Origin of the sequence: uncultured Cetobacterium sp. (assembly GCF_947072685.1) — a bacterium.
Lineage (GTDB): Bacteria > Fusobacteriota > Fusobacteriia > Fusobacteriales > Fusobacteriaceae > Cetobacterium_A.
In genome coordinates, this window is sequence record NZ_CAMTIK010000001.1 from 114,223 (window position 1) to 139,383 (window position 25,161).

25 protein-coding genes are annotated in these 25,161 nt (G+C 31.3%); 11 read left to right on the plus strand and 14 right to left on the minus strand.

What is annotated here, in order from left to right; translation table 11 throughout:
* The first annotated feature begins 2 nt into the window (after positions 1-2).
* The 7 genes from Q0V67_RS00540 (at position 3) to Q0V67_RS00570 (ending at position 6,163) form a co-directional block, all read left to right on the plus strand.
* Positions 3-674 carry a YggS family pyridoxal phosphate-dependent enzyme gene (locus tag Q0V67_RS00540; protein WP_297596001.1) on the plus strand — a complete coding sequence of 224 codons (672 nt, stop codon included), beginning with the start codon at positions 3-5 and terminating at the stop codon, positions 672-674.
* Positions 675-693: 19 nt separating this feature from the next.
* Positions 694-1,203 (plus strand): cell division protein SepF, encoded by a 510-nt coding sequence (gene sepF / locus Q0V67_RS00545; protein WP_297596003.1) that lies wholly within the window; start codon positions 694-696, stop codon positions 1,201-1,203.
* Between the two features lie 17 nt (positions 1,204-1,220).
* The gene (locus Q0V67_RS00550) at positions 1,221-2,213 is read left to right on the plus strand and encodes a 7-cyano-7-deazaguanine synthase (protein ID WP_297596005.1); all 993 of its coding nucleotides are present in this window, start codon (positions 1,221-1,223) and stop codon (positions 2,211-2,213) included.
* A 123-nt stretch (positions 2,214-2,336) separates the two neighbouring features.
* The gene (locus Q0V67_RS00555) at positions 2,337-3,260 is read left to right on the plus strand and encodes a PTS sugar transporter subunit IIA (RefSeq protein ID WP_297596007.1); all 924 of its coding nucleotides are present in this window, start codon (positions 2,337-2,339) and stop codon (positions 3,258-3,260) included.
* Positions 3,261-3,280: 20 nt separating this feature from the next.
* Positions 3,281-3,649 carry a MerR family transcriptional regulator gene (locus Q0V67_RS00560; RefSeq protein WP_297596008.1) on the plus strand — a complete coding sequence of 123 codons (369 nt, stop codon included), beginning with the start codon at positions 3,281-3,283 and terminating at the stop codon, positions 3,647-3,649.
* 69 nt (positions 3,650-3,718) lie between these two features.
* Positions 3,719-4,876 (plus strand): iron-containing alcohol dehydrogenase, encoded by a 1,158-nt coding sequence (locus Q0V67_RS00565; protein WP_297596010.1) that lies wholly within the window; start codon positions 3,719-3,721, stop codon positions 4,874-4,876.
* A gap of 54 nt (positions 4,877-4,930) precedes the next feature.
* The gene (locus tag Q0V67_RS00570; protein WP_297596012.1) at positions 4,931-6,163 is read left to right on the plus strand and encodes an NAD(P)-dependent oxidoreductase; all 1,233 of its coding nucleotides are present in this window, start codon (positions 4,931-4,933) and stop codon (positions 6,161-6,163) included.
* Positions 6,164-6,206: 43 nt separating this feature from the next.
* On the opposite strand, the gene pyrE is transcribed toward Q0V67_RS00570, so the two are convergent.
* The 9 genes from pyrE to Q0V67_RS00615 form a co-directional block, all read right to left on the minus strand.
* Complete coding sequence (gene pyrE, locus Q0V67_RS00575) at positions 6,207-6,830, minus strand: orotate phosphoribosyltransferase (RefSeq protein ID WP_297596013.1); 624 nt, start codon at positions 6,828-6,830, stop codon at positions 6,207-6,209.
* On the minus strand, positions 6,823-8,025 hold the full coding sequence (locus Q0V67_RS00580; protein ID WP_297596014.1) for a dihydroorotase family protein: 1,203 nt from the start codon (positions 8,023-8,025) through the stop codon (positions 6,823-6,825). Before Q0V67_RS00580 ends, pyrE begins: the two co-directional genes overlap by 8 nt.
* The gene (gene pyrF / locus Q0V67_RS00585; RefSeq protein WP_297596015.1) at positions 8,019-8,744 is read right to left on the minus strand and encodes an orotidine-5'-phosphate decarboxylase; all 726 of its coding nucleotides are present in this window, start codon (positions 8,742-8,744) and stop codon (positions 8,019-8,021) included. Before pyrF ends, Q0V67_RS00580 begins: the two co-directional genes overlap by 7 nt.
* 23 nt (positions 8,745-8,767) lie before the next feature.
* Positions 8,768-9,688: a dihydroorotate dehydrogenase gene (locus Q0V67_RS00590; protein WP_297596016.1), complete on the minus strand. Its 921-nt coding sequence runs from the start codon at positions 9,686-9,688 to the stop codon at positions 8,768-8,770.
* A 16-nt stretch (positions 9,689-9,704) separates the two neighbouring features.
* Positions 9,705-10,505, minus strand: coding sequence for a dihydroorotate dehydrogenase electron transfer subunit (locus tag Q0V67_RS00595; RefSeq protein WP_297596017.1), 801 nt, complete (start codon positions 10,503-10,505; stop codon positions 9,705-9,707).
* Positions 10,506-10,534: 29 nt separating this feature from the next.
* A complete protein-coding gene (gene pyrB, locus Q0V67_RS00600) occupies positions 10,535-11,602 on the minus strand; it encodes an aspartate carbamoyltransferase (protein WP_297596018.1) in 1,068 nt (355 codons plus the stop codon).
* Between the two features lie 221 nt (positions 11,603-11,823).
* Positions 11,824-12,951, minus strand: coding sequence for an aminotransferase class V-fold PLP-dependent enzyme (locus Q0V67_RS00605; RefSeq protein WP_297596020.1), 1,128 nt, complete (start codon positions 12,949-12,951; stop codon positions 11,824-11,826).
* A gap of 56 nt (positions 12,952-13,007) precedes the next feature.
* Positions 13,008-14,639: a Na/Pi cotransporter family protein gene (locus Q0V67_RS00610; protein ID WP_297596022.1), complete on the minus strand. Its 1,632-nt coding sequence runs from the start codon at positions 14,637-14,639 to the stop codon at positions 13,008-13,010.
* 206 nt (positions 14,640-14,845) lie between these two features.
* Positions 14,846-16,042 carry a dicarboxylate/amino acid:cation symporter gene (locus tag Q0V67_RS00615; RefSeq protein ID WP_297596024.1) on the minus strand — a complete coding sequence of 399 codons (1,197 nt, stop codon included), beginning with the start codon at positions 16,040-16,042 and terminating at the stop codon, positions 14,846-14,848.
* A 172-nt stretch (positions 16,043-16,214) separates the two neighbouring features.
* Here Q0V67_RS00615 and hflX point away from each other — a divergent pair, with 172 nt between their 5' ends.
* Positions 16,215-18,008, plus strand: a complete 1,794-nt coding sequence (gene hflX, locus Q0V67_RS00620) for a GTPase HflX (RefSeq protein ID WP_297596026.1) — start codon at positions 16,215-16,217, stop codon at positions 18,006-18,008.
* 31 nt (positions 18,009-18,039) lie between these two features.
* On the opposite strand, the gene pepV is transcribed toward hflX, so the two are convergent.
* The 5 genes from pepV to Q0V67_RS00645 are packed head-to-tail and all read right to left on the minus strand — an operon-like array spanning position 18,040 to position 22,362.
* Positions 18,040-19,437, minus strand: a complete 1,398-nt coding sequence (pepV, locus tag Q0V67_RS00625; protein ID WP_297596028.1) for a dipeptidase PepV — start codon at positions 19,435-19,437, stop codon at positions 18,040-18,042.
* 19 nt (positions 19,438-19,456) lie between these two features.
* Positions 19,457-19,762 carry a PTS sugar transporter subunit IIB gene (locus tag Q0V67_RS00630; RefSeq protein WP_297596029.1) on the minus strand — a complete coding sequence of 102 codons (306 nt, stop codon included), beginning with the start codon at positions 19,760-19,762 and terminating at the stop codon, positions 19,457-19,459.
* A gap of 9 nt (positions 19,763-19,771) precedes the next feature.
* Positions 19,772-21,094: a PTS cellobiose transporter subunit IIC gene (gene celB, locus Q0V67_RS00635; protein ID WP_297596031.1), complete on the minus strand. Its 1,323-nt coding sequence runs from the start codon at positions 21,092-21,094 to the stop codon at positions 19,772-19,774.
* 2 nt (positions 21,095-21,096) lie between these two features.
* The gene (locus Q0V67_RS00640; protein ID WP_297596033.1) at positions 21,097-22,047 is read right to left on the minus strand and encodes a N(4)-(beta-N-acetylglucosaminyl)-L-asparaginase; all 951 of its coding nucleotides are present in this window, start codon (positions 22,045-22,047) and stop codon (positions 21,097-21,099) included.
* Positions 22,048-22,362: a PTS lactose/cellobiose transporter subunit IIA gene (locus Q0V67_RS00645; RefSeq protein WP_297596034.1), complete on the minus strand. Its 315-nt coding sequence runs from the start codon at positions 22,360-22,362 to the stop codon at positions 22,048-22,050.
* A gap of 244 nt (positions 22,363-22,606) precedes the next feature.
* Here Q0V67_RS00645 and Q0V67_RS00650 point away from each other — a divergent pair, with 244 nt between their 5' ends.
* The 3 genes from Q0V67_RS00650 to epsC all read left to right on the plus strand — a co-directional run bounded on the left by Q0V67_RS00650 (position 22,607) and on the right by epsC (position 25,056).
* Positions 22,607-23,542, plus strand: coding sequence for a replication initiation protein (locus Q0V67_RS00650; RefSeq protein ID WP_297596036.1), 936 nt, complete (start codon positions 22,607-22,609; stop codon positions 23,540-23,542).
* Between the two features lie 79 nt (positions 23,543-23,621).
* Positions 23,622-24,533, plus strand: a complete 912-nt coding sequence (cysK, locus tag Q0V67_RS00655; protein WP_297596038.1) for a cysteine synthase A — start codon at positions 23,622-23,624, stop codon at positions 24,531-24,533.
* A gap of 7 nt (positions 24,534-24,540) precedes the next feature.
* On the plus strand, positions 24,541-25,056 hold the full coding sequence (gene epsC / locus Q0V67_RS00660; RefSeq protein WP_297596040.1) for a serine O-acetyltransferase EpsC: 516 nt from the start codon (positions 24,541-24,543) through the stop codon (positions 25,054-25,056).
* Positions 25,057-25,161: the final 105 nt, after the last annotated feature.

Below are 25,161 nucleotides of genomic sequence, written 5' to 3' on the forward strand. Positions count from 1 at the left end.
TTGTGAATATTTCAGAAAATATAGATAGAATTTTTAAAGATATTGAACTTCATTCCCCACACCCTGAAAAAGTTGAGCTTATTGCTGTTACTAAATATGTGGATTCTGAAACCATTAAAAACGTTTTAAAGGGTGGAGCTAAAAATTTAGGAGAAAATAGAGTTCAAATTATAACTAAAAAAAACTGTGAACTTTTAGATTTTCCAATAGAAAAAAAATGGCATTTTATAGGCAATCTTCAAAAAAATAAAGTTAAATACATAGCTTCTTTTATCGATATGATTCACTCTGTGAATAAACTATCTCTTGCACAAGAGATTGACAAAAGAGCCCTAGAACACGGCAAAAAAATTGATATTTTATTAGAGATAAATCTCTTTGAAGAAGAAACTAAAGAGGGGTATAACTATTTAGAGCTTCTTCATGATATCCCAGCACTTCTAGATCTTGAAAATATCAATATAAAAGGACTTATGACCATGGCTCCATATACTGATAATGAAGACTTTATTAGATCTGGCTTTAGAAAAATTAAAGAGCTCAGAGATGAACTAAACAAACTTTATTTCAATGATACTTTGACTGAACTATCTATGGGGATGAGCAATGACTATAAAATCGCCCTCGAAGAAGGTGCAACTCTGATCAGAGTAGGTAGTAAAATATTCGAATAAACTAACAATGGAGGTTACAATGAAAATTACTAAATTTAAAAATGCTTTTAAAGATTTTACTGATAGTGTTGGACTTACTTTTGACCCTGATGAAAACTCTTATGAAGAGTTCCAAGAGGATGAAGGTTTAACTAGTCCTGTTCCCAGTATTAGGACAACATCTAAAGAAGAGGTTAGCGCCCCTTTTATAAATAACGCTGTTCCAAGAGCTGAGAGTAAAACCGTTGTTAATGGTTCTCAAGAGGATTGCCAAACTATATTTGTAAATCCTAAAAGTTTTGCTGAATGTAAAAAAATAGCAGACTATATAAAAAATGACAAAGTGGTAACATTAAATCTAGAAAATGTAAATGGTAAAGATGCTCAGAGAATCCTAGATTTTCTAAGTGGAGCTATCAATATAAAAGAAGCTAAATGGATTCCTATAAGTAAAAATGTTTTTACTTCTGTTCCTAAAAATATTAACTTCTTCTATGATGGAAAAAATGATCTAAGACAAAATACTTTTTTAGATATTGACCACGAATAATAAGTGGAGGTTTAATTATGAAAGCATTAGCACTTTTTTCTGGAGGACTGGACAGTGCTCTGGCAATAAAAGTTATAAAAGATCAAGGAATTGAAGTTATAGCTCTTAACTTTGTATCTCATTTCTTTGGTGGAAAAAATGAAAAAGCTGAAAATATGGCAAAACAGTTGGGTGTTCAACTTGAGTATGTCAACTTCAGTAATGTTCACACTGATATTCTCAAAAATCCTGTACATGGTCGTGGAAAAAACATGAATCCTTGTATTGATTGTCATGCACTTATGTTTAAAACTGCTGGCGATCTTATGGAGAAATTCGGGGCATCTTTTATTATATCTGGAGAAGTTCTTGGACAAAGACCTATGTCTCAAAACTATCAAGCTCTTGAAAAAGTAAAAGCTCTTTCTCCTGGGCTTGAAAACCTTATTGTTAGACCTCTTTCTGCTAAACTTTTACCAGAAAGTACTCCTGAAAAATTAGGTTGGGTTGATAGATCTAAACTTCTTGATATTCAAGGAAGAAGCAGAAAAGTACAGATGGAGCTTATGGAAAATTATGGAATCGTTGATTATCCAACTCCTGGTGGTGGATGCCTTTTAACAGATCCTGGTTACTCTAAGAGACTTAGAATTCTTGAGCAAGATGGACTTCTTGAGGATGAGAACTCAAATCTTTTCCATCTTTTAAAAATAGGTAGATTCTTTAGATTTGAAAAAGGAAAATATTTGATTGTTGGAAGAGAGGAACAAGATAATTTAAAAATTGATGATTACAAAAGTTACGGTTCTATGTTTATTAGAGGTAAAGAGGTTCCAGGACCTCATATAGTTGCATATGGTCAACTTTCAAGTGAAGAGATCGATTTTGCTCTTAATCTGTTCTCTAGATATTCTAAAGCCAAAGGAACTGAGGAAATTACTTTCCTTGCAAATGGGGAGGATGTTACAATCCCTGCTGTTAATTTTGACAAATTAAATGAACAGATTAAACTTTATCAAATTGTTATGTAATTTTAAATGGTTAGGATTTTGTCTTAACCATTTTTTTTAATATTTTATTTTATTTTATAAAAAAACAGTATATAATAGCTTTGTGTTAACATATACTAAATAATTGTTAAGGAGGGGACAAATATGAAATTGTCCAGTTATCTTTCAGAAGATAAAATTATTCCAAATTTAAAAGGTAATAATTTTGAGGAGCTTGTGTCTAATCTTGTAGATGAAATTTCTAAAGTTAATAAACAAGTTAAAAGCGAAAGAGCTATTATGAAAAAAGCTATTATGAAAAGAGAGGAAGAAGCATCAACTTATATGGGCTGCGGTATTGCTATTCCCCATGCTAGATTGGAGTATTTTGATGATATCGTTGTGGCTATAGGTTTTCCTGAAAAACCTATTTTTATGAAAACTCTAGGTGATAAAACAGAAGAGGTTAAAGTTGTCATTCTTATTCTTGCTGATGTTTTAAAAAATAAAAACATTTTAAAAATTATGTCTGGTATTTCTAGACTTTGTTTAAAAAACAAAGCTGTTTTAGATGAAATTTTAACTTATAAGTCAGCTGAAAAAACTATTGAAATTCTCGATAAAACAAAAATTGAAATCGATCACAATATTATTGCTGAAGATTTATACACACACACTCCATCTCCAGCTAAAGTTACAAACACTTTGGAAGATATCGCTAAAAGAATTATTATTGAAAAAGTTAGTGGTATTCCTGTAGTTGACAATAACAATAATTTTTTAGGGGAGATTACGGAAAGAGAGCTTATTGCTTTTGGAATGCCAAAACATACAACTCTTTTAAATGATTTAAGTTTTCTTACAATCGGTGAACCTTTTGAGAACTATTTAGTAAATGAAAAAACAATGACTATTAGAGATTTATATCGAACTGAAGGGGTTGTTACTATCGATAAAGAAGCCTCTCTTATGGAGATTTCGTATCTTTTTATAAATCGTGGTGTAACAAGAATATATGTTATTGAAAATAATAAGTACTTAGGAATTATTTTAAGATCAGATATCATAAAAAAAATACTACATATTTAAATATATTGTTGGAGGTTTATGTGGCTTATTTTATAAAAAATGTAGTTTTTGCTACAGGATTAACAGAACATACAATTCGATATTATGAAAAATGTGGTTTATTAGTTAATATATCTAGAAACAAAAATGGTGTAAGAGTTTTTACAGATGATGATATCTTTTGGATTGAAATTATTAAATGTCTAAAAAATACCGGTATGAAAATAGAAGATATAAAATCCATTGTAGATTTAAGTCTTGAGGGTGATCATACCTGTGAAGAAAGAAAAAATATACTGCTCCAGCATAGAAAAAATATACTTGAACAGATTGAGGATCTTTATAAAAATTTGAATAAATTGGATTTAAAAATAGCATGGTATGATGATAAAGAAAACTCTTGTAAATAATTTCTTGACTTAGAGTTAACTCTAAGGTATATAGTTTCCATATAACGAAAAAATTTGGAGGATGATATTATGTTAAATTTTGATTTTTATAACCCTACTCGTATAGTTTTTGGAAAAGATACTCTTAATCAATTAGATTCACTAGTTCCAAAGGATGCTAGAGTTCTTATTACTTATGGAGGAGGTTCTGTTAAAAAATTTGGTACTTTAGAAACTGTCTTAAAAAACCTTCCAAATAGAGATGTTTTTGAATTTGGTGGAATTGAACCTAACCCTCAATTTGATACCTTAATGAAAGCTGTTGAAATTGTAAAAGAAAAAAATATAGATTTTTTACTAGCTGTAGGTGGAGGTTCTGTTATGGACGGAACTAAATTTATAGCACTTGCTGCTAACTATTCTGGAGATGCCCTAGACCTTTTAACTCCAGAGTTTGAACTTGCTCCTGTTGATAGAGCTACTCCTATGGGAACTGTTGTTACTCTTCCTGCTACTGGATCTGAAATGAATAACGGTGCTGTTATCAGTCATAAAAATATAAAAGTTCCTGTTTTTAGTATGTTCACTTTCCCTAAGTTCTCGATTTTGGACCCTACCCTTACATTTACTCTACCTAAAACTCAAGTAGCTAATGGAATTGTAGATACATTCATACATACTGTTGAGCAATATGTGACATATCCTGTAGATGCTAGATTCCAAGATAGAACTGCTGAAGGAATTTTACAGACTTTAATTGAAGTTGGAAAAACTACTTTAGATGACCCTGAAAATTATGATGCTAGAGCTAATTTAGTTTGGTGTGCTACAATGGCTTTAAATGGTCTTATCGGTGCTGGTGTCCCTCAAGACTGGACTACACATATGATTGGTCATGAAATTACAGCTATATTTGGTATAGACCATGCTAAGACTCTGGCAATACTACAGCCTGCTATATGGGAAGTTAGAAAAGAACAGAAGAGAAAAAAACTTATCCAATATGCTGAACGTGTTTGGCATATCTGTGAAGAAGATGAAGATAAGAAAATTGATCTAGCTATAAATAAGACTCGTGAATTCTTTGAAAGCTTAGGAATGAAAACTCATCTTTCAGATTTTAATATCACAGAAGATAAATTTGATGATATTCTTAAATCTTTAGAACATAACAAAAGAACTGCACTATCTGAAACTGGAGATTTAAGTTTAAAAATTAGTAGAGAAATTCTTGAAAAAGCATTATAATATTCCTAACAGGCTGAGAATAATATTCTCAGCCATTTTAAAGAGGTGATGTTTTTGAATACTAACTTAATGGAGGAAGCAAATAGATGTTTAAATTGCAAGAAACCCCTTTGCAAGATTCACTGCCCTATTTCAACCGATATTCCAAATATTATAAACTTGTTTAAAGAAAATAAACTTGAAGAAGCTGGAGATCTTTTATTTAAAAATAATCCACTATCTATATTCTGTGCAATTCTTTGTCCTCATGAAAATCAATGTAGCGGACACTGCATAAAAGGAATAAAAGGCACTCCTGTCGATTTTCCTGCAATAGAAAAAGAGATTTCTTCTAAATATCTAGCTTCTCTTCCTTTAGAGAAACAAGAGCAAAAAAATGATAGTATTGCTATCATTGGTGGTGGTCCAGCCGGAATTACCGCTGCTATACTACTTGCTAAAGAGGGGTTTAAAGTTACAATTTTTGAAGCGTTTTCTAAATTAGGTGGCGTTTTAAGATATGGAATTCCTAAATTTAGACTTTCAAGAGAACTTATTGATACTTTTGAAACTTATCTTTTAAATCTAGGAATAAAAATAAAATATAATACTTTAGTTGGTCCCACTCATACTATTCAAAATCTTAAGGATGATGGATTTAAATATATCATCATATCTACAGGGGTTTGGAATCCTAAGCCTATGGGCATTAAAGGTGAAACTAAAGGGGATGTTCACTATGCTATCAACTATTTAATCTCACCTGAATCATATCATTTAGGTGACAATGTACTTGTTATTGGTGGTGGAAATGTAGCTATGGATGCTGCAAGAACAGCTAAAAGAATGGGAAGTAATGTAACTATTATGTATAGAAGAGGCGAAGAGGATATGCCTGCTACTAAAGTAGAGATTGCTGAAACTAAAGAGGATGGTGTCGATTTTAAATTTTATCTAGCTCCTAAAGAGATTTTAGATGATTTGATGATTTTCTTAAGAACTGAATCATTTACCGATGAAAATGGAAATAGAAAACTTATCACTCTTAATGATAGTGATGTGGCTTTCCCTTATACATCTATAATTGTTGCTGTAAGCCAAGGCCCTAAAAAAAATATTGTCCTTTCTGAAAATAGAGTCAGTACTGATAAATGGGGTACTGTTGTAGTTGACGACACATTTGAGACCTCTTTAGAAAATGTTTTTTCTTGTGGTGATGTGGTTACTGGTCCTAAAACAGTTGTAGCTGCTGTGAATGATGCTAAAATTGTCGTGGCTAATATTTTAAAAAAAAATAATACTATATAAATTAAAACAGGAGGCATTTTATTTGCCCTCCTGTTTTAATTTATTATCTTCCCCAAGTATCTGGAGTTTTATTCCATTTTAGAGCTATTTCTGCCTCTTCAGAATCTAAATAGTTCTCCTCTGTAGCAACCTCTACCAATGAGGCAAAGTTCGAAAGTGTTATCCAAGAAATATCATCTGCCGAGAAATTTTTATATGCCTTTTCAAACTCATATGAGAATATTGCTAGAACTTCAACTTCGATAGCACCTGCTTCTCTTGCAGCCGCAACTGCTTTTATAGAACTTCCTCCTGTTGAAATAAGATCCTCTATTATGATTACTTTCTTCCCAGCAAAGTCAGCTCCTTCTATTTGTCTTCCAGCACCATGAGCCTTCTTTTCCCCTCTTATGTAAGCCATTGGAATATGCATCTCTTGAGCTATAAATGCCGCCCAAGGAATTCCTGCTGTTGCAGTTCCAGCTACAATATCGAAATCTTTCTCTTTTAAAACCTCTATAAATGCATCTACTACAACTTGTCTTTCTTTTGGAAATCCTATCATTTTTCTATTATCACAATAAATTGGACTCTTAATTCCTGATACAAATGTAAACGGTTCCTTTACATTTAATCTCACTGCCTCTGTTCCTAATAATGATTTTGCTATATCTTTTGCTCTAGACATTATAACTCACTCCTCTTCCATTTTTATTCATAAATTCTTTCCCATCATAAACCATTTCACCTCTAACAAAAGTTGCTAAAATTTTCCCTCCACCAACTATCTCGTTATAAGGTGTCCACCCACATTTTGAAACTACATTCTCATTCTTTATTACTTCTTTATTTTTCAAATCTACTACAACAAAATCTGCATCAAATCCTATTTCAATTTTTCCTTTTCCCACTATTCCAAATATTTTTGCTGGATTCTCAGACATAACCTCTTGTAGCTTTTTCATATCTATTTTTTTATTTAGCTCCTTTAGCATCATGACCAAAGAATTCTCTACTCCTGGTATCCCATAAGTTCTTTTAGATTTTTTTTCTTCCAAGGTATGTGGTGCATGATCTGTTCCAATAGTATCTATTGTTCCATCTTGTATCCCTATCCATAAAGCTTCATTGTCCTCTTTTGTTTTCAGCTCAGGCTTCATTAAAAGTAGATTATTTACATGAGATTCATTTAAAAATAAATGGTGAGGTGCTACTTCACCATAAACTTTAACTCCCTCTCCTTTTGCTTTTCTAAGAAGTTCAACTTCTGAAGCCTTTGAAAGATGACATAGATATAATGGCTTTTTAAATTTTTTAGCTAACTCTATAGCTTTTTCAACCATCTCTTCTTCAGCATGAACTGAAACTATTTTTGATTCTCTAAAAAGATTTTCTAAAATTTTCTCCTCTTCGACAAGCATATCCCCAGTTGACATATTTAAAAATATTTTCGTAGATGCAACTCTATCTCTTACTCTTTTTATTTCTGAACTATTATCTATTCTGCTTCCCCCAAAGTGAAAACCATAATCCACATAACTTCTTCCCTTAGAATTGCTCTCTTTATCTTTCAATACCTCTTCAGTCGTAGTGTTTGGAACTGTATTTGGCATATCTATAAAAGTTGTTACTCCACCTTTTGCACAAGCCATACTTCCGGTTTCAAAATCCTCTTTATAACAAAGCCCTGGATCTCTCATATGAGTATGTGCATCTATTATCCCTGGAAGCAACCAATTCCCATCCACATCCACTACCTCTTCTATATCCAACTCTTCTATATCAGAGCAATTATAAACTTTAGTTATTTTTCCATTTTCTACTAATATATCCTTTACCTCTTCAACTCCTTGATATAGAAGTTTACAGTTTTTTATTAGCATACCCCTGCCTCTTTCATCCCCTCTTCAATTTCTACTAAAATCATTTCTGCTGCCTTTACAGGATTCTCGTTTTTAGTTACAGGTCTTCCTACAACTAAATAATCACATCCATTTACTATAGCATCTTTTGGAGTCATTATTCTCTCTTGATCATCAGCTACCGACCATTTAGGTCTTACTCCTGGACAAACAGTTTTAAAGCTTTTTCCACAAAGTTCTTTTATAGCTTTAGCTTCCCAAGGTGAACAAACTATTCCGTCCATTCCAGCTTTTTTTGTTAATTTAGCTAAATTTAAAGCTAACTCTTTTAATGATAGCTGACTTTGAAAAGTTTCTTTTACTCCCTCTTCAGAAAAACTTGTTAAAATAGTTACAGCTATTGAGAGTATCTCAGGATTTATCTCTTTTACTTTTTTTGCAACTGATTCCATCATCGCTCTACCACCACTTGCATGTACATTGAACATAAATACATTTTGTTTTGCAGCAAATAAAGATGCCATAGTTGTTGTGTTTGGTATATCATGAAACTTTAAATCCAAGAAAACTTTTTTTCCTCTCTCAGTTAAGTAATCCACCATCTCTCCTTTTGAGTTTAAAAAAAGTTCCAATCCAACTTTATAAAAAGATACTGTTTCCCCTAATATTTCTACTATCTTTTTTGCATCCTCCATATTTGAATAATCTAAAGCTATTATCAATCTATCTTTAACGTTCATTTTTTCCTCCAGTTTTCTATCTATTATTTTTGATGTGCTACTCCTACAATCTCTTGTATATTTTCTAAAGCATTCTCTTCACAGAATTTTTCCAAGCCCTCTTTTATTTCTACAGGTAAAATTGGATTACTGAACAACCCTGTCCCTAATGATACCATTGTTGCCCCTGCCATCATAAACTCTATAGCATCTTCCGTAGATGATATCCCGCCCATACCAACAACAGGTATCTTAATATTTTGTGAGACTTGATAAACCATTCTAAGAGCTACTGGCTTCACTGCTGGTCCTGAAAATCCACCAAAAGTATTTCCTAAAATTGGTTTTCTTGTTTTTATATCTATTGCCATCCCTAAAAGAGTATTTATAAGGGATACAGCATCTGCTCCATTGGCTTCTACGACTCTAGCTATATTAACAATATCTGTCACATTTGGTGACAATTTTACTATCAAGGGTTTTGTTGTTACGGCTCTAACTGCTTTTGTTACAGCTCCTGCGACATCTGGATTTGCTCCAAAAGCCATCCCCCCATCTTTTACATTTGGACAAGATATATTTAACTCAATCATATCTACTTCCTCAATTTTTTCAACTCTTTTTGCTATCTCTACATACTCCTCTATAACTTTTCCGTTTATATTTACAATTATTGGACACTCTATTCCTGACGTCTTGATATTTTTTACGATTACATTTTCAAAATAGTCTACACCTGGATTTTCAAGTCCTACACAATTTAACATTCCACCTGGTGTTTCTGCTATTCTTGTCCCATAATTCCCATCTCTTGCTTCCATTGTTATTCCCTTTACAACTATTCCACCTAAAACATTGGGATCAAAATAATCTTTATACTCCATTCCAAATCCAAAGCATCCCGAAGATGTTACCATCGGATTTTTAAACTCCATTCCTAAAAAATTTGTTTTTAATCTATTCATCAATAAGCACCCCTTTTTAGTTACAACTACAACCTAGATTTTCTTTTGGATTTATATCTACTATTATCTTTGAATCAAATACCGGTCCATCATGACAAACTTTTTTCATTCCATCCAAAGTTTTTATTGAACATCCCACACAAGCTTTCACACCACACGCCATTTTTTCTTCAAGTGAAACTTCACAGAAAACTCCAGCTTCAAGAGATGTTTTTGCCACAGCTTCCATCATTTTATGAGGTCCACATGTTTGAACCATATCAATCTTATTCTCTTTTAAAACCCTAGACAATACCGATATTACATTCCCCTTTTCTCCAACAGAACCATCATCTGTTGTTATATAAGTTGTAACTCCTTCAAGATTTAAATTTTTTAATATCTCTAAAGCACCTGAATTTCTACCACCAGCTATAAAAATAACTTCATTATTTTTTTTAAGATTATCTATTAAAAGTTTTGTCGGAGCTATTCCCATTCCCCCTCCAACAACCACACATTTTTTCTCTGAAATCTCTGTTTTAAACCCATTTCCAAGAGGTCCTTGAATATTTATAACATCCGCAGCTTTTAAAGTTGAAAATTCTTTAGTCCCTCCACCTTTTACCTCATAGTAAAACTCTAAGATATTTTTATCTTTATCCACAAAATGTAAGCTGATTGGTCTTCTTAAAACTCTTATTTCATTTTTTACTTTTAGCATAAAAAACTGTCCAGCTTTTGAATTTTGTATAGCTTTTTTCGACTCTATTTTCATCAAATAGTAATTATCTCCCACCTGATAATTTTCTAGTATTTTACAATCCTCTAAAAACATCTTTTCCTCCTAAATCTATCCCAAATTTTTTATTTCTTTATATCTTTATTACAATAGTAGCAGTATATATGTTTTCCAGTTACTACATATTTATTTTCTGTCTCTTCAAATTTTGTTATACATTTTTCATTTCCACATATAACTGTATCTGAAGTTTTTATATTTTTTTCTATTTTACCTTTGCTCTCTATTTTTACTTTATCTAAAGCTATTGCAAATATTGATTCTCTTGTAGGTACACCATTTGCTGCCTGAACAAAATATTTTGCGTGCTTTGTTTCATCTAAATCAATCTTTATCTCATCCACTCTTGGTAAAGGATGAAGAATTATCATATCCTCTTTACACTTTCCTACAACGCTATCTTTATCTATTACATATACACCTGCAACCTTCTCATAATCTGCTTGTGCATCAAATCTCTCTTTTTGTATTCTTGTCATATACATAACATCTATTTCGTGAAGAATCTGCTTATAGTCTTCAATCAAATGATACTTTATCCCTTTCTCATCTAACTCCCTTGTTATGTACTTCGGTATTTGAATAATCTTCGGAGCTACAAAATAAAACTCGCAATTGAATAGTTGAAGTGCCTTTGTTAAAGAATGGACTGTTCTCCCATATTTCAAGTCCCCTATAAAAGCTATTTTTTTATTTTCAATCTCTCCAAACTCCTTTTGAATTGTATATATATCTAAAAGAGTTTGACTTGGATGCTCGTTAGCACCATCACCTGCATTTATTACTGGTACTTTTGCTATATCTGCTGCAAATCTTGCTGCCCCATCTCTATTGTGCCTCATTACAATTATATCTGAATACGCTTCCGTCATTTTTATTGTATCTCTTAGACTCTCACCTTTTTTTAATGATGTTGCATCTGGAGAATCAAATCCCAGTACTTTTGCACCTAATCTATAGGCTGCTGAAGTAAATGATAGTCTTGTTCTAGTAGAAGGTTCGAAAAACAAGCTCCCTACAATTTTATTTTTTAAAAGTTCTACCTCGTTTTTTTCTTCTAACTCTTTTGCCACTCTTAAAATCTCTAAAATATCCTCTTTAGTAAAATCTTTCATCGAAATAAAATCTCTCATTTTTCCTCCTTAAAAAAAAAAGAATAGAAATTACAAATTAATTGTAACTTCTATTCCTAATATTAAAATTAAAAGATAAAAATAATGAAAATATAGTTTTTTTCTTTTTTTGAATTAAATATATAAAAAGACTTAACATTTTTTTCTTCACTTTTTTACCCTCCTAAATTTTTTACACTTTGATGAGTATAACATATGATTCTTTTTAAATCAAGCTTTTTTTATAGTTGATTAATAATACTGTTTAAAGCTTCTATAGCATATTGCACCTCTTCTAGAGTATTAAAAAATCCAAAAGAAAATCTTACTGCTCCTATCTCATAAGTTCCTATAGTTTTATGAGCCAACGGTGCACAGTGAAATCCTGGTCTAACCATTATACCAAACTCCTCGTCTAAAATAGAAGCCAAATCACCACTATCCAATCCTATTATATTTATACTGACAACCGGCCCTTGGTTTTCGGTAATACTTTTATAAATTTTTACTGTCTCTATTTTTTGTATCTCTTTTATAAAATACTCTGTCAATTTATTTTCATGCTCTTTTATTTTATCTAATCCTAAATCGTTTATAAAATCAATTCCTGCTCCTAAGCTCATTATCCCAGGAGTATTTAATGTCCCTGCTTCTAATTTTTCTGGCATCTCCTTAGGTTGTCTTGTAAGTTTTGAAAAACTACCGGTTCCTCCCTCCAACAAAGGCTCTATATCAACACCCTCTTTTATACAAAGAACTCCTATCCCTTGAATTCCAAATAGCGATTTATGTCCTGTAGTACAAAGTATATCTATGTTATCTCTCTCCATGTCAATATCTAAATACCCCGCACTCTGTGAGGCATCTAAAATAAATAACAGATTGTACTTTTTACATATTTCACCTATTTTTTTAATATCCTGAACAGTTCCATTTACATTTGAAATATGATTTATAACAATAGCTTTTGTTTCAATATTTATACTCTTCTCTATCTCTTTATAAGTATCTACAAAAGTCAACTTTACTGCCCTTTCATCTCGCATATAAAAAAGCGGTCTTAAACTAGAGTTATGTTCAAAATTTGTAGTTATTACATGTGCTCCTGTTGGAACTGCACCTTTTATAGCAAAATTTAAACTCTCCGTAGCATTAGCCGTAAATACAACGTTTAAACTATTTTTTACATTAAAAAATTTCGCTACCTTTTCTCTAACTTCATATATTTTTCTACCTGCTTCTATAGCTTTTTTATGACCCGCTCTTCCTGGATTTACACTATATTTTTTTATTGCTAACTCAACAGCTCCATATATATTCTCTGGTTTTGGAGAACTTGTTGCCGCATTATCAAAATAAAATTCTCTCATAAATATTCCCACTTTCTTAAAAATTAATAAAGAGAGGATCTCTCCCCTCTTTTATATTAGTTTATTTTAGCAAAAACTTCAACTATATTGTATAAATGATCTTTTATTCTTCTATAGTTATTTAATATATCCATGTATCCTGTACTTAGCATTGCAGGCATGACATTTTCAGAAACGTGCTCCAAATGTTCTGATCTAGCTCTTTTGTACTCATCTTTTATATAATTACATTTTTTTATAGCTGTTATAAATAAATCTCTATCTCTTAGTTCATAAGCTCTATTTATATCATCAAATAAATCCTCTACATTGTTATGTAATTTATTTAAAGTTGCTCTTTTATATTGATTTAATTCAATTCCATTATCTTCCATTTTCTTCAAAGTTTTAGCTATTCTCAGTAGATAATCACTCACTGTCTCATACTCATCACAAGTTTGTAGATTTTCTCTAGTTTCCTCTGTATTAGCAATATCTAAAGTTCCATTTAATATATGAAAGTTTACATCTGAAATCTCTTTTTGATAAAGATCTAACTTGTCCTCTATCTTTTCAATTTTAGAAACCTGCGATTCAATTCTATCTCTTCCCGCAAAAACATTATCTAGCCTCATAAATATATTTTTTATTTGCGATCCCATAGCTAGTATCTCTTTTTGTGTCTGATCTACAACCACTGAAGGTGTATCTATCATTAAAATATCTAAATGTGTTACTCTCTCTTTTGCCACTGGAGAATCCGGCTTTACTACTTTACATAGGAAATCCGCTAAATAACCGATAAATGGTATAAATAGACATACGTTTACCACATTAAATATTGTATGTGCTGAGGCTATTGCCGCAGTCATATTATTTACTGGATCCACTATATTTTCTAAAAACTGTAGGTAGAATCTGAATATTGAGGTCGCCCAAAACACTCCTAATATATTTATTATTGTATGAGCATATGCTGCTCTTTTTGCATTTGCTGTTCCATTTAATGATGCTAAAAGCGCTGTTATTGTTGTTCCTACATTTTCTCCTAGAACTAACGCTACCGCCGTTGGATAATCAATTAACCCCTGAACCGCAAGTGTTATTGTGATACCAAGCGTTGCTGATGAAGACTGTACAACTGCTGTTAAAAGTGCACCAACTGCTGCTGCTTTCAATACACCCACATATGTATCTGCACTGAACGCATGAAACAATGCTACAAACTCAGGCATTGATCTCAATGGTTTCAATCCATCACTCATCAATTCTAAACCAAAAAATATTAGTCCTAATCCCATTATAGTCATCGCTCTTGTTCTTGCCTTTTCACTTGTAAAGAACATCGTTGATATTGCAGCTGCTCCAGCCATTGGAAGACCATATTTACCTATTTTTAAAACTAAGATCCAACCTGTTATTGTTGTTCCTACGTTAGCTCCTAAAATAACTCCTAATGCCTGTTTTAACGTTAATAAACTCGCATTAACAAATCCAATTGTCATTACAGTACTTACTGATGAAGATTGAACCAGTGCTGTTACAAAAACTCCCATTACTATTGCCATAAACCTATTTGTTGTCAGCATAGCAAGAATTTTCTTTAACCTCTCTCCAGCCATCTTTTGCATTCCTTTGGACATATTCTCCATTCCATATAAGAACAGTCCTAGTCCACCTAGAACTTTAAAAAGTATATCTAAGTACATCTTTCCTCCTAATTTTTATTATATTTTAAATGTTTTTTGTACAATATTTAATCATTTCAGATTTTATCATGTATTCTAGCAAATGTAAAATAAAAAACTATTTTTTAACTTATTTTTTACACAATTTTAACATCTATATTTTAAGTGAACTATAAAAAAAGTAGACTCTTTCAAGTCTACTCCAATCTTTTCTATAGTTTAACAGTCTAAATATTGTCAAAAAATTCTTTCGGATTCTTTTCTAACTTAAATCCTGCTATTTTATTTACAATTATAGCAATAGCTCCATCTCCTGTCACATTACAAGCTGTTCCAAAACTATCTTGAGCTAAATATAATGCAATCATTAAAGATGTCAATGTCGGTGGGAACCCTAACATTGTCTCTATGATTCCTAGTGCTGCCATTACTGCTCCACCTGGAACTCCCGGAGCAGCAACCATTGTTACTCCTAGCATCAATATAAAACCAAACATTGTTCCAAATGTAACTGTCATTCCATTTAACATCATTATTGCCATTGCACAACTTACAAGAGTGATTGTACTTCCTGATAGATGAATTGTAGCACACAGAGGAACCACAAACTCAGCTATTCCTGTATTCACACCATTTTCTTTAGTTTGATTTAACGTTACTGGAATTGTAGCTGCTGATGACTGTGTTCCAATAGCTGTAAAATATGCAGGCATCATATTTTTTAATAATTTTATTGGGTTAGCTCCTGCTAAACCTCCTGCTATAAAATACAATACTAACAGTACTGTTATATGAAGCAAAATAATTACAGCAAAAACTTTAGAGAATACAGATAAGATTGTCACAACTTGCCCAGCATAAGTCATATTAGCAAAAATTCCTGCTATATGAAGAGGTAAAAATGGAATAATTACACTTCTTATAATCCCTTCAACTATACTTTGGAACTCTCCCATAACATCTTTAATAGCATGGCCTTTTACAATAGCTATACAAATACCTAGAATAAATGCCATTAAAAGTGCCGTCATTACATCCATTATAGGTGGCATATTTATTGTTAGGTAACCCGATAACAGTGCATGTTCAGGATTATCTGCACTTTCTAACATAGACCCTGCATTCAATATCATCTTAAATACAGCCGTATTTACAAAATATGTCAGTGATCCTGATAAAACTGTCGATAAATAAGCTATTCCTGTTGTGATTCCCAATAATTTCCCTGCACCAGTCCCCAATTCTCCGATACCTGGCGCCACAAATCCTATTATGATTAAAGGAATTGCAAACTTTAAAAAGTTTCCAAAAATACCATTAAATGTTGCTAAAATTCTAATAGGCATTTCCATCCCCAGCATACCAATCCCGATACCAATCAAAATCGCTAAAATCAGTTTTGGTAAAAGACCAATTTTTTTCATTTTTTTCCTCCTAGTATTATACTTTGTTTATAAAATAATCAATATTATATGTAATACTACATTTTTTTGTTAATTGCAAATTTTTTTTTGAGCTGTATTATTAAATTTGTATTTTTCAGTTAGATGTAGTAAAATTAATATAAAAGCTAATTAAATATTAAGGATGTGAAATATGATAAAAGGTAATGTTGAAGGAGTTAGAGACTCTATTTTAGCTGAACTTAGCTGTATTTATGACATGAGTGTTGATAAAGGGAGACTTGTTTCACCAGAAATCGTGGCTCTAATCTCAGATATGACTAGATTGATTAATCGTGAAATCAGTGTATCTATAGATAGAAAAGGAAGAGTTCTTGAAGTTGCAATAGGGGATAGTAATAGTGTTGAACTACCTATTCTAGAGTTATCAAGTAAAAAGTTGAGTGGAGTTAAAGTTATCCATACTCATCCTAGTGGTTACTCAAAACTTTCTATGATTGATATCTCTGCATTATTAAAATTAAAACTCGATGCTATTTTAGCTGTCGGAGTTGGAGAAACTGATATCACCGGTATAAATATTGGTTACTGTAAAGTTCAAAATCAAGAACTTACTTATGAAGAAATTGAAAATCTACCCCTAGAAAAAGCTATAAATGTTGAATATCTTGAAAAAGTTCAAGATATTGAAACTGAACTTAGAAAAAATGATGTTGTTGAAGACGAAAGTGAATATGCTATTCTAGTTGGTGTAGACTCTGACGAGAGTTTAGATGAACTCGAAGAACTTGCAAAAGCATGTAATGTCAATGTTTCTGGTAGAATTTTACAAAGAATTAAAAGAATTGATAATATTTTCTATATCGGTAGTGGAAAAGTTAGAGAACTTGCAATTTTAAGACAAATCAAAAATGCCAATCTTATAATTTTTGATGAAGAGCTGAGTGGAGTTCAAATAAAACATTTAGAAGCTGTGACTGGTTGTAAAGTTATCGATAGAACAATACTTATTCTAGAGATCTTTGCTAGAAGAGCTAGAACAAGGGAAGCAAAAATACAAGTTGAATTAGCTCAACTAAAATATAGAAGTCAAAGACTTATCGGTCTTGGAAGTATTATGTCTAGAACCGGTGGAGGAATCGGTACTAAAGGCCCTGGAGAAAAGAAATTAGAAATAGATAGAAGAAGAATCAAAGATGATATCCATTCTTTAAAACAAGAGCTAGAGAAGATAAAAAAAATTAGAGCTCTTCAAAGAACTAAAAGAGAGGGATCTGGCATTCCTAGAGTTTCTCTTGTTGGATATACTAACGTAGGTAAATCTACTTTAAGAAATCTTCTTGTAGAGATGTATCCAAGTGATAATACTGTTAAAAAAGAAGCTGTTTTTGCTGAAAATATGCTATTTGCAACTTTGGATGCGACGACTAGAACTATGATTTTACCAGATAAAAGAATAGCTGCTCTTACTGATACAGTTGGTTTTGTTAGAAAATTACCCCATGAACTTGTAGAGGCCTTTAAATCCACTCTGGAAGAAGTAGTTTTTTCAGACTTATTAGTTCATCTTGTGGATGCTTCTAGTGATACAGTTGTAGAACAGATTAAATCTGTTGAAAATGTACTCTCTGAACTTGGAGCAGGAGATAAACCTACAATACTTGCTCTTAACAAATGTGATGTTGCTACTGAAGAACAAATATCTAAACTTAAAGAACTTTATTCAGGAATGGAAATTGTTGAAATAAGTGCTAAAAATGAGGTTAATATAGATTTATTAATTGAAAGGGTTATTGAACATCTTCCTAGAACTATGAAAAAAGTGGAGTTTTTAATACCTTATTCTGAAAGTTCTGTCAATGCTTACTTGCATAGAAATGCTCTCATTGAAGAGGAATCTTATGAAGCTGATGGAACTAAATTTATAGCTACTATCAGTGATGAAGTTTACAATAGATACAATAAATTTATTGTTCAAGAGTTTTAAAAAGAGTCAAGGATTTTTAATCCTTGACTCTTTAATTTTTTAGAAGCTCTAAAACTCCTAGTGCATATATTATCATTCCTTGTTTTAACATATCTATATCTATAGATTCATTTATACCATGAGGATTCCCTCTATATTCTACAAAATTAGGTCCAAATGCAACTGTATTTGGCATCAATTTTGCATATGTTCCTCCTCCTAGTGCTACTGGTTTTTCATCTCTGCCTGTCACATCTAAATATGATTTTTGTAATGATTTTACAAGAATACTATCTCTATCAAAATATAGTGGCGGATTATGATTATCTTTCAAGAATTTTATTCCATTCTCTTTAGCTTTTTTTTCCAATGTTTTATCTAAAAATTTCTCAGTAATTCCTTGTGGATATCTTATATTCATTTTTATTTCAACATTACTTTGATTTAACTTAACTATTCCAACACTTAAAGTTAAATCTCCTGTTTCTAAGCTTTTCATATTTATCCCTAACCCTGAACCATCATACTTTTCCCCTATAAAGTTTGAGATAAACTTTGATAAATTTTTCAAAGAATCATTCTCATTCAATATTTGATTCAATAAAGCAAACATGCCTATTATTGGATTAATTCCCTTTTGTGGTGAGCTTGCATGTGCTGAAACTCCAAAACACTCCAAATCAATATAATCCTCTTTTATAACAAACTTAAATTTATATCTACTTCTACTCTCTAATTTTTCAATCTCTTTAACTAATTTTTCAGAATTTTCTAATTTAATTTTACAACTACATTTTTCAGGTATTACATTTGATTTTTCCCCACCTAATAATTCTAAAACTGTTGTATTTTCTAGATCTATGATCTCACTATATCTAAATGTATATATCCCTTTTTCTGAAAAAACTACTGGAAATCGTCCATCTGGAGTGAATGCATATTTCGGAGGTTTTTCTTTTTTTAAATAATACTTTATATCCTCATCTCCGCTCTCTTCATTTGTTCCAAAAACAACTCTAATTTTTTTCCTACCAGTCAGTTCTAACTCTTTTAAACAATACATTGCATGAAGAGCTGAAATGATAGGAGCTTTATTATCTAAAGCTCCTCTTGATACAATCTCATTTCCCACTATTTCACCACTAAAAGGCAGAACCTTCCATTTAGATTCATCTCCAGCAGGAACAACATCTATATGCCCTAATATAGCTATATATTCATCTCCTGATCCAATTTCAGCATATCCTATATAATTATCTAAATTTTTCGTTTTAAAGCCTAATCTTTTTGCCATTGCTAGTACTTCTTCCAATCCTTTTTTTAACCCCTCTCCAAAAGGCGCATCTTTAGTTGGCAAATCCTTTACAGTTTTTATTTGTAAAATTTTTTTTATATCACTTAAAGTTTCATTAAAGTCTTTTTCAATAAAATTTTCTATAATCGCTTTCAATTGTCATCTCCTTATAAGATTAATCTATTAAATTTAAAGCAAATTCTAAAATTTTATCCCCTTTCATCATTCCATAATCCATTGGATTTATTACTTCCACTCTTTTTCCATTCTCTTGAGCAATTTTGTTAAGTTCATCTCTTTTAAACTTTACCTGTGGTCCTAATAAAAACACATCATAATTTCCTAAATTTTCTTGAAACATCTCCAATCCCATAGCTTTTATCTCTACTTCTAAACCTTTTTTATCCGCTGCTTCTAGCATTTTTTTTACTATAATACTTGTTGACATTCCTGCTGAACATAATAATAATATTTTTTTCATTTTCTCCTCCTATATACTCTTTAACTCTTTGTTAGACTCTTCTTTTTCAAATTCGGCCACTTTATCCTCTTCATACTTACTTGCTTTATCTATTATTCTTAAGAACGGTAAGTATATCATAGCCCCTATAATCAAGTTAACAATTTGGATTAATGCCCCCGATAGATCTCCAACTGTTAAAAATCCACTTATAACTGCTGGTGTTGGCCATGGAAAAGCCACTCCTAATGGTTTTGAAACCAAACCAATTGACATTGCTAAATACTGAGTTGTTACCATAACTAAAGGTACTACATTGAAAGGTATCAACATTATTGGATTTAAGATTATTGGCATTCCAAACAAAATTGGTTCATTTATATTAAATATTCCTGGGACTGCACCGATTGCTCCCACACTTTTTATGTGTCTACTTTTAGCAAAAATTCCTACTGCTAACAATAATGACAATGTTGCTCCTGCTCCACCCATCCAAATCATATCGAAAAATTGTTCTGTTATGATATGAGGTAATGGCAGCCCTTCTTTTAAAGCATTTATATTATCAATTTGGTTTTCTAACCAAAACGGTCTCACAAATCCATTTACCATTGAACCACTGTTTATTCCAACCGACCATAGAATAGATATTGCAAATACAGTCATTAAAGACCCAATAAATGATGTTCCTAAAGCTCTTAATGGAAGTGCTAACATTTTATATATAAAATCATGGATTGTTCCATATTCTGTATTCATCATAATCACTCTTAAAAGTAAAGCTAATGATAGGATAACTATTCCTGGAATTAATGCTTCAAAAGACTTTATAACTTCTGGTGGAACTCCATCTGGCATTTTAATTAAAATATTTCTATTTACAAAAAATCTGAAGATACTTACTGTAAATATACCTATAACCATCGCAACAAACATTCCTTTGCTTCCTAACCAATTAAATGTTAAAACAGACCCCATACCTTCTACCTTTGTTAAAGGAGTAAGTATTAAAAAAGATGCTAATGATAATAACCCCGCAGCAATACTATCCAATTTATACTGATTAGCTAACTGCTGAGCTACTAGAAAGGCTACATATACTGCAATTAATGAAAATGTCGCATCCACTGGTATATCTAATACTGATTTCCAGTTTGGTCCAAAAGTCTCTAACATAAATTTTTGATAAGCTGGCAATGGGAAAGCTGCTATCATTAAAAATATAGAACCAATCATAAGTAAAGGCATCATTAAAATAAATGCTCGCCTTATTCCGTTGATATGTTTGTTACTACCTATCCAAGATGCTACTGGCACTAATTTTTCTTCTAAAATTTCAATTAATTTACTCATCACTATATCTCCCTTTGAATTTTTTCTTTATATGCTCTCATATACTCTTCAGATGTGATCTCTATATTCACTTTTCCATCTACTAGCTTTGCTATGTATACTTTAGGTTGTTCAGTCGGTGTTGCTGCACAAAATGTAAATTCTACATTCGTACCTATCCCCCAATCCCCTTTATTGTTCAAAGCTACTATTGAAATCTCTCCAGCTTTTCCCCTTCTTTTTATAAGCTCTTTGCTAAACTCATCTACTGCACCTTGCGCAGCCTCCTGAGGAGTTTCACCTTTTTTCATTCTTTGAACTACCTCGTATGATAAACATCCTTTCATTATATCTTCGCCAAGACCAGTTGCTGCTGCTCCACCGATCTCATTATCAACATAAAATCCTGAACCAGAAACTGGAGAATCACCAACTCTTCCTTTCTTTTTCATGAATAGACCACTCGTTGATGTTGCTACTGCCATATCTTTTTCTTGATCTATTGCGATCATACATACGGTATCATGCCCATCATAAGGAGATAGGTTTTTTTCTTTTATCTCTTTCACTCTTAATTCCCAAGTTTTTCTAGCTCTTTCAGTCAACATATTTTGTCTTACAAAACCATTTTTATGAGCATATGATTCCGCTCCCGCTCCAACTAAAAATATATTGTATCTATCTGCACTTAATTTTCTTGCTATTGAAATTGGATTTTTAAAATCCTTTATAGAAGCTACTGCTCCAATAGAAAGCGTCTTTCCATCCATAAATGCTGCATCTAACTCAACTTCGCACTCTTCATTTGGAAGTCCACCATAACCTACCGATTTGTAGAATGGATAATCCTCTACAAACATTACTGCTTTTTCTAAAACATCTTGACATTTTTCTCCATTTTTTAACATTTCTGATCCTAATGTCACACCTTCTATAGCCATTCTCCAAGTCGCTATCATTCCCCAAGTTCTCATTTATTTCACCTCTTTTATCTCTTTATGTAAATATACTAACTCCTCTATTAACTCTTTAGCTAAGATTGAATTCATTAAATGATCTTGTGCATGAATCAATAACAGATTTACTTCTATTTTCTCTCCATCCGCTTCACTACATATCAATTCTGTCTGGATACTATGAGCTTTATACATTTTATTTTTAGCTTCTACTAATAACTCTTCAGCTTTCTCAAAGTTTCCTTTTTTAGCTTCCTTCAGTGCTTCATATGACAAGCTTCTACTTTCTCCTGCATTTCCTACAATTCCCATTGCGATAGCTTCAATATCCATTTATTTACCCCTTTGTTTATTTTTTTATTTTTAACTTATAGAGCTATAGTATTCCATTTTGTTTTTTTATACAAATTTATAAAAAACACACCTTTTTTCGTTATTAATATTCTAAATATAAATGTTTTAGTTGAAAATAAAGCTTTAATAATGTAAAATATATCTAACGATATAACCATTTTTGATATATCGTCTATATAAAAAAATTATCATACTTAAAAAAATAAACTAGGAGTACACTTTTATGAATGATTTTTCTATTTTTAAGAAATTTACACACACAGATAACCCTCTCTCTATTGAATTTTCTAAAAAACTAAACAAAAAAGAGAGAGATTTTTTTAACATTGTAGATTTTAAACTTCCAAAACTGATAATAACTAAAGATTTTTTCTGTGAAATTTTTGATTTAAAAAATGAATCAATTTTTGAAAACTTGCAAAATGTTTTAACAAGATTATCACATAAAGAGATTATCATCACTTCTAAAAATCTAAATTTTTATTATAAAATAAAACCTATCTCTTCTTTTTATATATTCAACGAAACTATTAGCATCAATTTCTCTCCTGAAATTTACTGTTCCTTTCATACAAAAAATGATTTAGAAATTTTAAAACTTAATACGATTTTAAAATTTAAAGAAAAATACTCTTATAGACTATTCCAGCATTTAAAAACTATTAAAAATGAAGCTCTTTACATTGAGATAGAAACTTTACGTTCAATTTTTGAAATAGAAAACAGCTACGATCGTTTCTTTGATATTGAAAAAAATCTTCTTAAGCCAATACTAAAAGATTTTGAAACTGTTGCCAATTTAAATTTAACTTACGATAAAGTAAAGAGCGGCATTAATAAAAATTCAAAAATACTTGGGCTTACTTTTAAAAAAATGGATTTAAATGTTCATTCAAATAAAGAGAGTGAACCTATTTATCGTTCAACTAAACTTTTCAAAAATCTTTTTGAACTACATACTGAAATTTTAAATATTTTTAAAAAGTTCAAAGATGAAGGCTCTTATAATTACAGCTATTATTTTAATTCAAAACTTTTAATTAAAATATATAATTTAAAAAACAACGATACTTTTTTATATGAAGAAAAAAATATGACTATTAAAATACACTATCAAAAATATGATTTATCAACACTTGAAATCTATCTAAAAAAATAAAACTAAAAAGTGAAAAAAATATTTTGATTTTAGACAAATTTATGGTATGATTTTTCAAATTCTTAGTGAGGTGATTGGTATGATTTATGAAAATATTCTAGATTTTATAGGAAATACTCCTATATTTAAATTAAAAAAAATGGTTGATAATCAATGTGCTGATCTTTATGTTAAGTTAGAGAAATATAATTTAACTGGAAGTGTAAAAGATAGGGCTGCTTTAAGTATGATTGAAAAAGCTGAACAGCAAGGAATACTACATAAAAACAGTGTGATAGTAGAACCCACTAGTGGAAATACAGGAATAGCTCTTGCTATGATTGGAAAAATAAAAGGTTATAAAGTTATAATTATTATGCCCGAAACTATGAGTGAAGAAAGAAAACAACTCATAAAAGCTTATGGAGCTGAATTGATTTTAACAGAAGGATCTAAAGGAATGACTGGAGCTATTTCTAAAGCTTTAGAGCTGGCAAAAGATAACTTGAACTATTTTATTCCACAGCAGTTTTCAAATGAAAACAATCCTTTAAAACATTACGAAACTACAGCAATAGAGATCTTAAAAGACATTCCAGATTTGGATGCTTTTGTTGCAGGTATTGGTACTGGTGGAACAATTGTAGGAGTGGGGAAAAAATTAAAAGAGAGGAATAAAAATATACAAGTTATTGGTGTTGAACCTATGGAGTCTCCTGTTCTTTCGGGAGGAAAATCTGGTCCTCATAAAATTCAAGGTATTGGAGCTGGCTTTATCCCTGAAATATATAACTTTGAATATATAGATGAAATTATTAAAATAACTAGCGAAGAGGCTATAAATACAACTAAAGAACTTCTAGAAAAAGAGGGCATTTTTGTTGGAATATCTTCAGGGGCTAGTGTTTGTGCAGCTTTAAAGGTGGCTCATAAGCTAGGCAAAGGAAAAAAAGTATTGGCTCTATCTCCAGATGGAGGAGAAAAATATATCTCTATAAATACAGTGGGGTAAAATAGCAATGTTTAAAGAATTAAAAGAAAATATAGATAATATAATGAGGCTAGATCCCGCTGCTAAAACTTTTTTAGAGGTTTTAATTCTGTATCCGTCTATCCACTCTCTTTTATTTTATAAGATTTCCCATAAACTTTACAAAAATAAATACTACTTTTTAGCTCGGTTATTATCACAAGTATCTAGATTTTTTACTGGAATAGAGATACATCCTGGAGCTAAAATTGGAAAAAGATTATTTATAGATCATGGAATGGGTGTTGTTATTGGAGAAACAGCTGAAATAGGTGATGATGTAACTATTTATCACGAAGTAACTCTAGGTGGAACTGGCAAAGATACTGGGAAGAGACATCCTACAATAAAAAATGGAGTTATAATAGGAGCTGGAGCTAAAATTTTAGGCCCTATAACTCTAGGTGAAAATGTAAAAGTTGGTGCAAATACTGTCGTTTTAAAAGATGTTCCTGCTAATTCAACAATAGTTGGAAAAAATGGAAAAATAATCGAAAAAAAATAAGAAAAAGCCGTTGACAATTTTTATGTATTATGATACTATATTTTTGTGATTGCGGGAGTAGCTCAGTTGGTAGAGCGTCAGCCTTCCAAGCTGAATGTCGCGAGT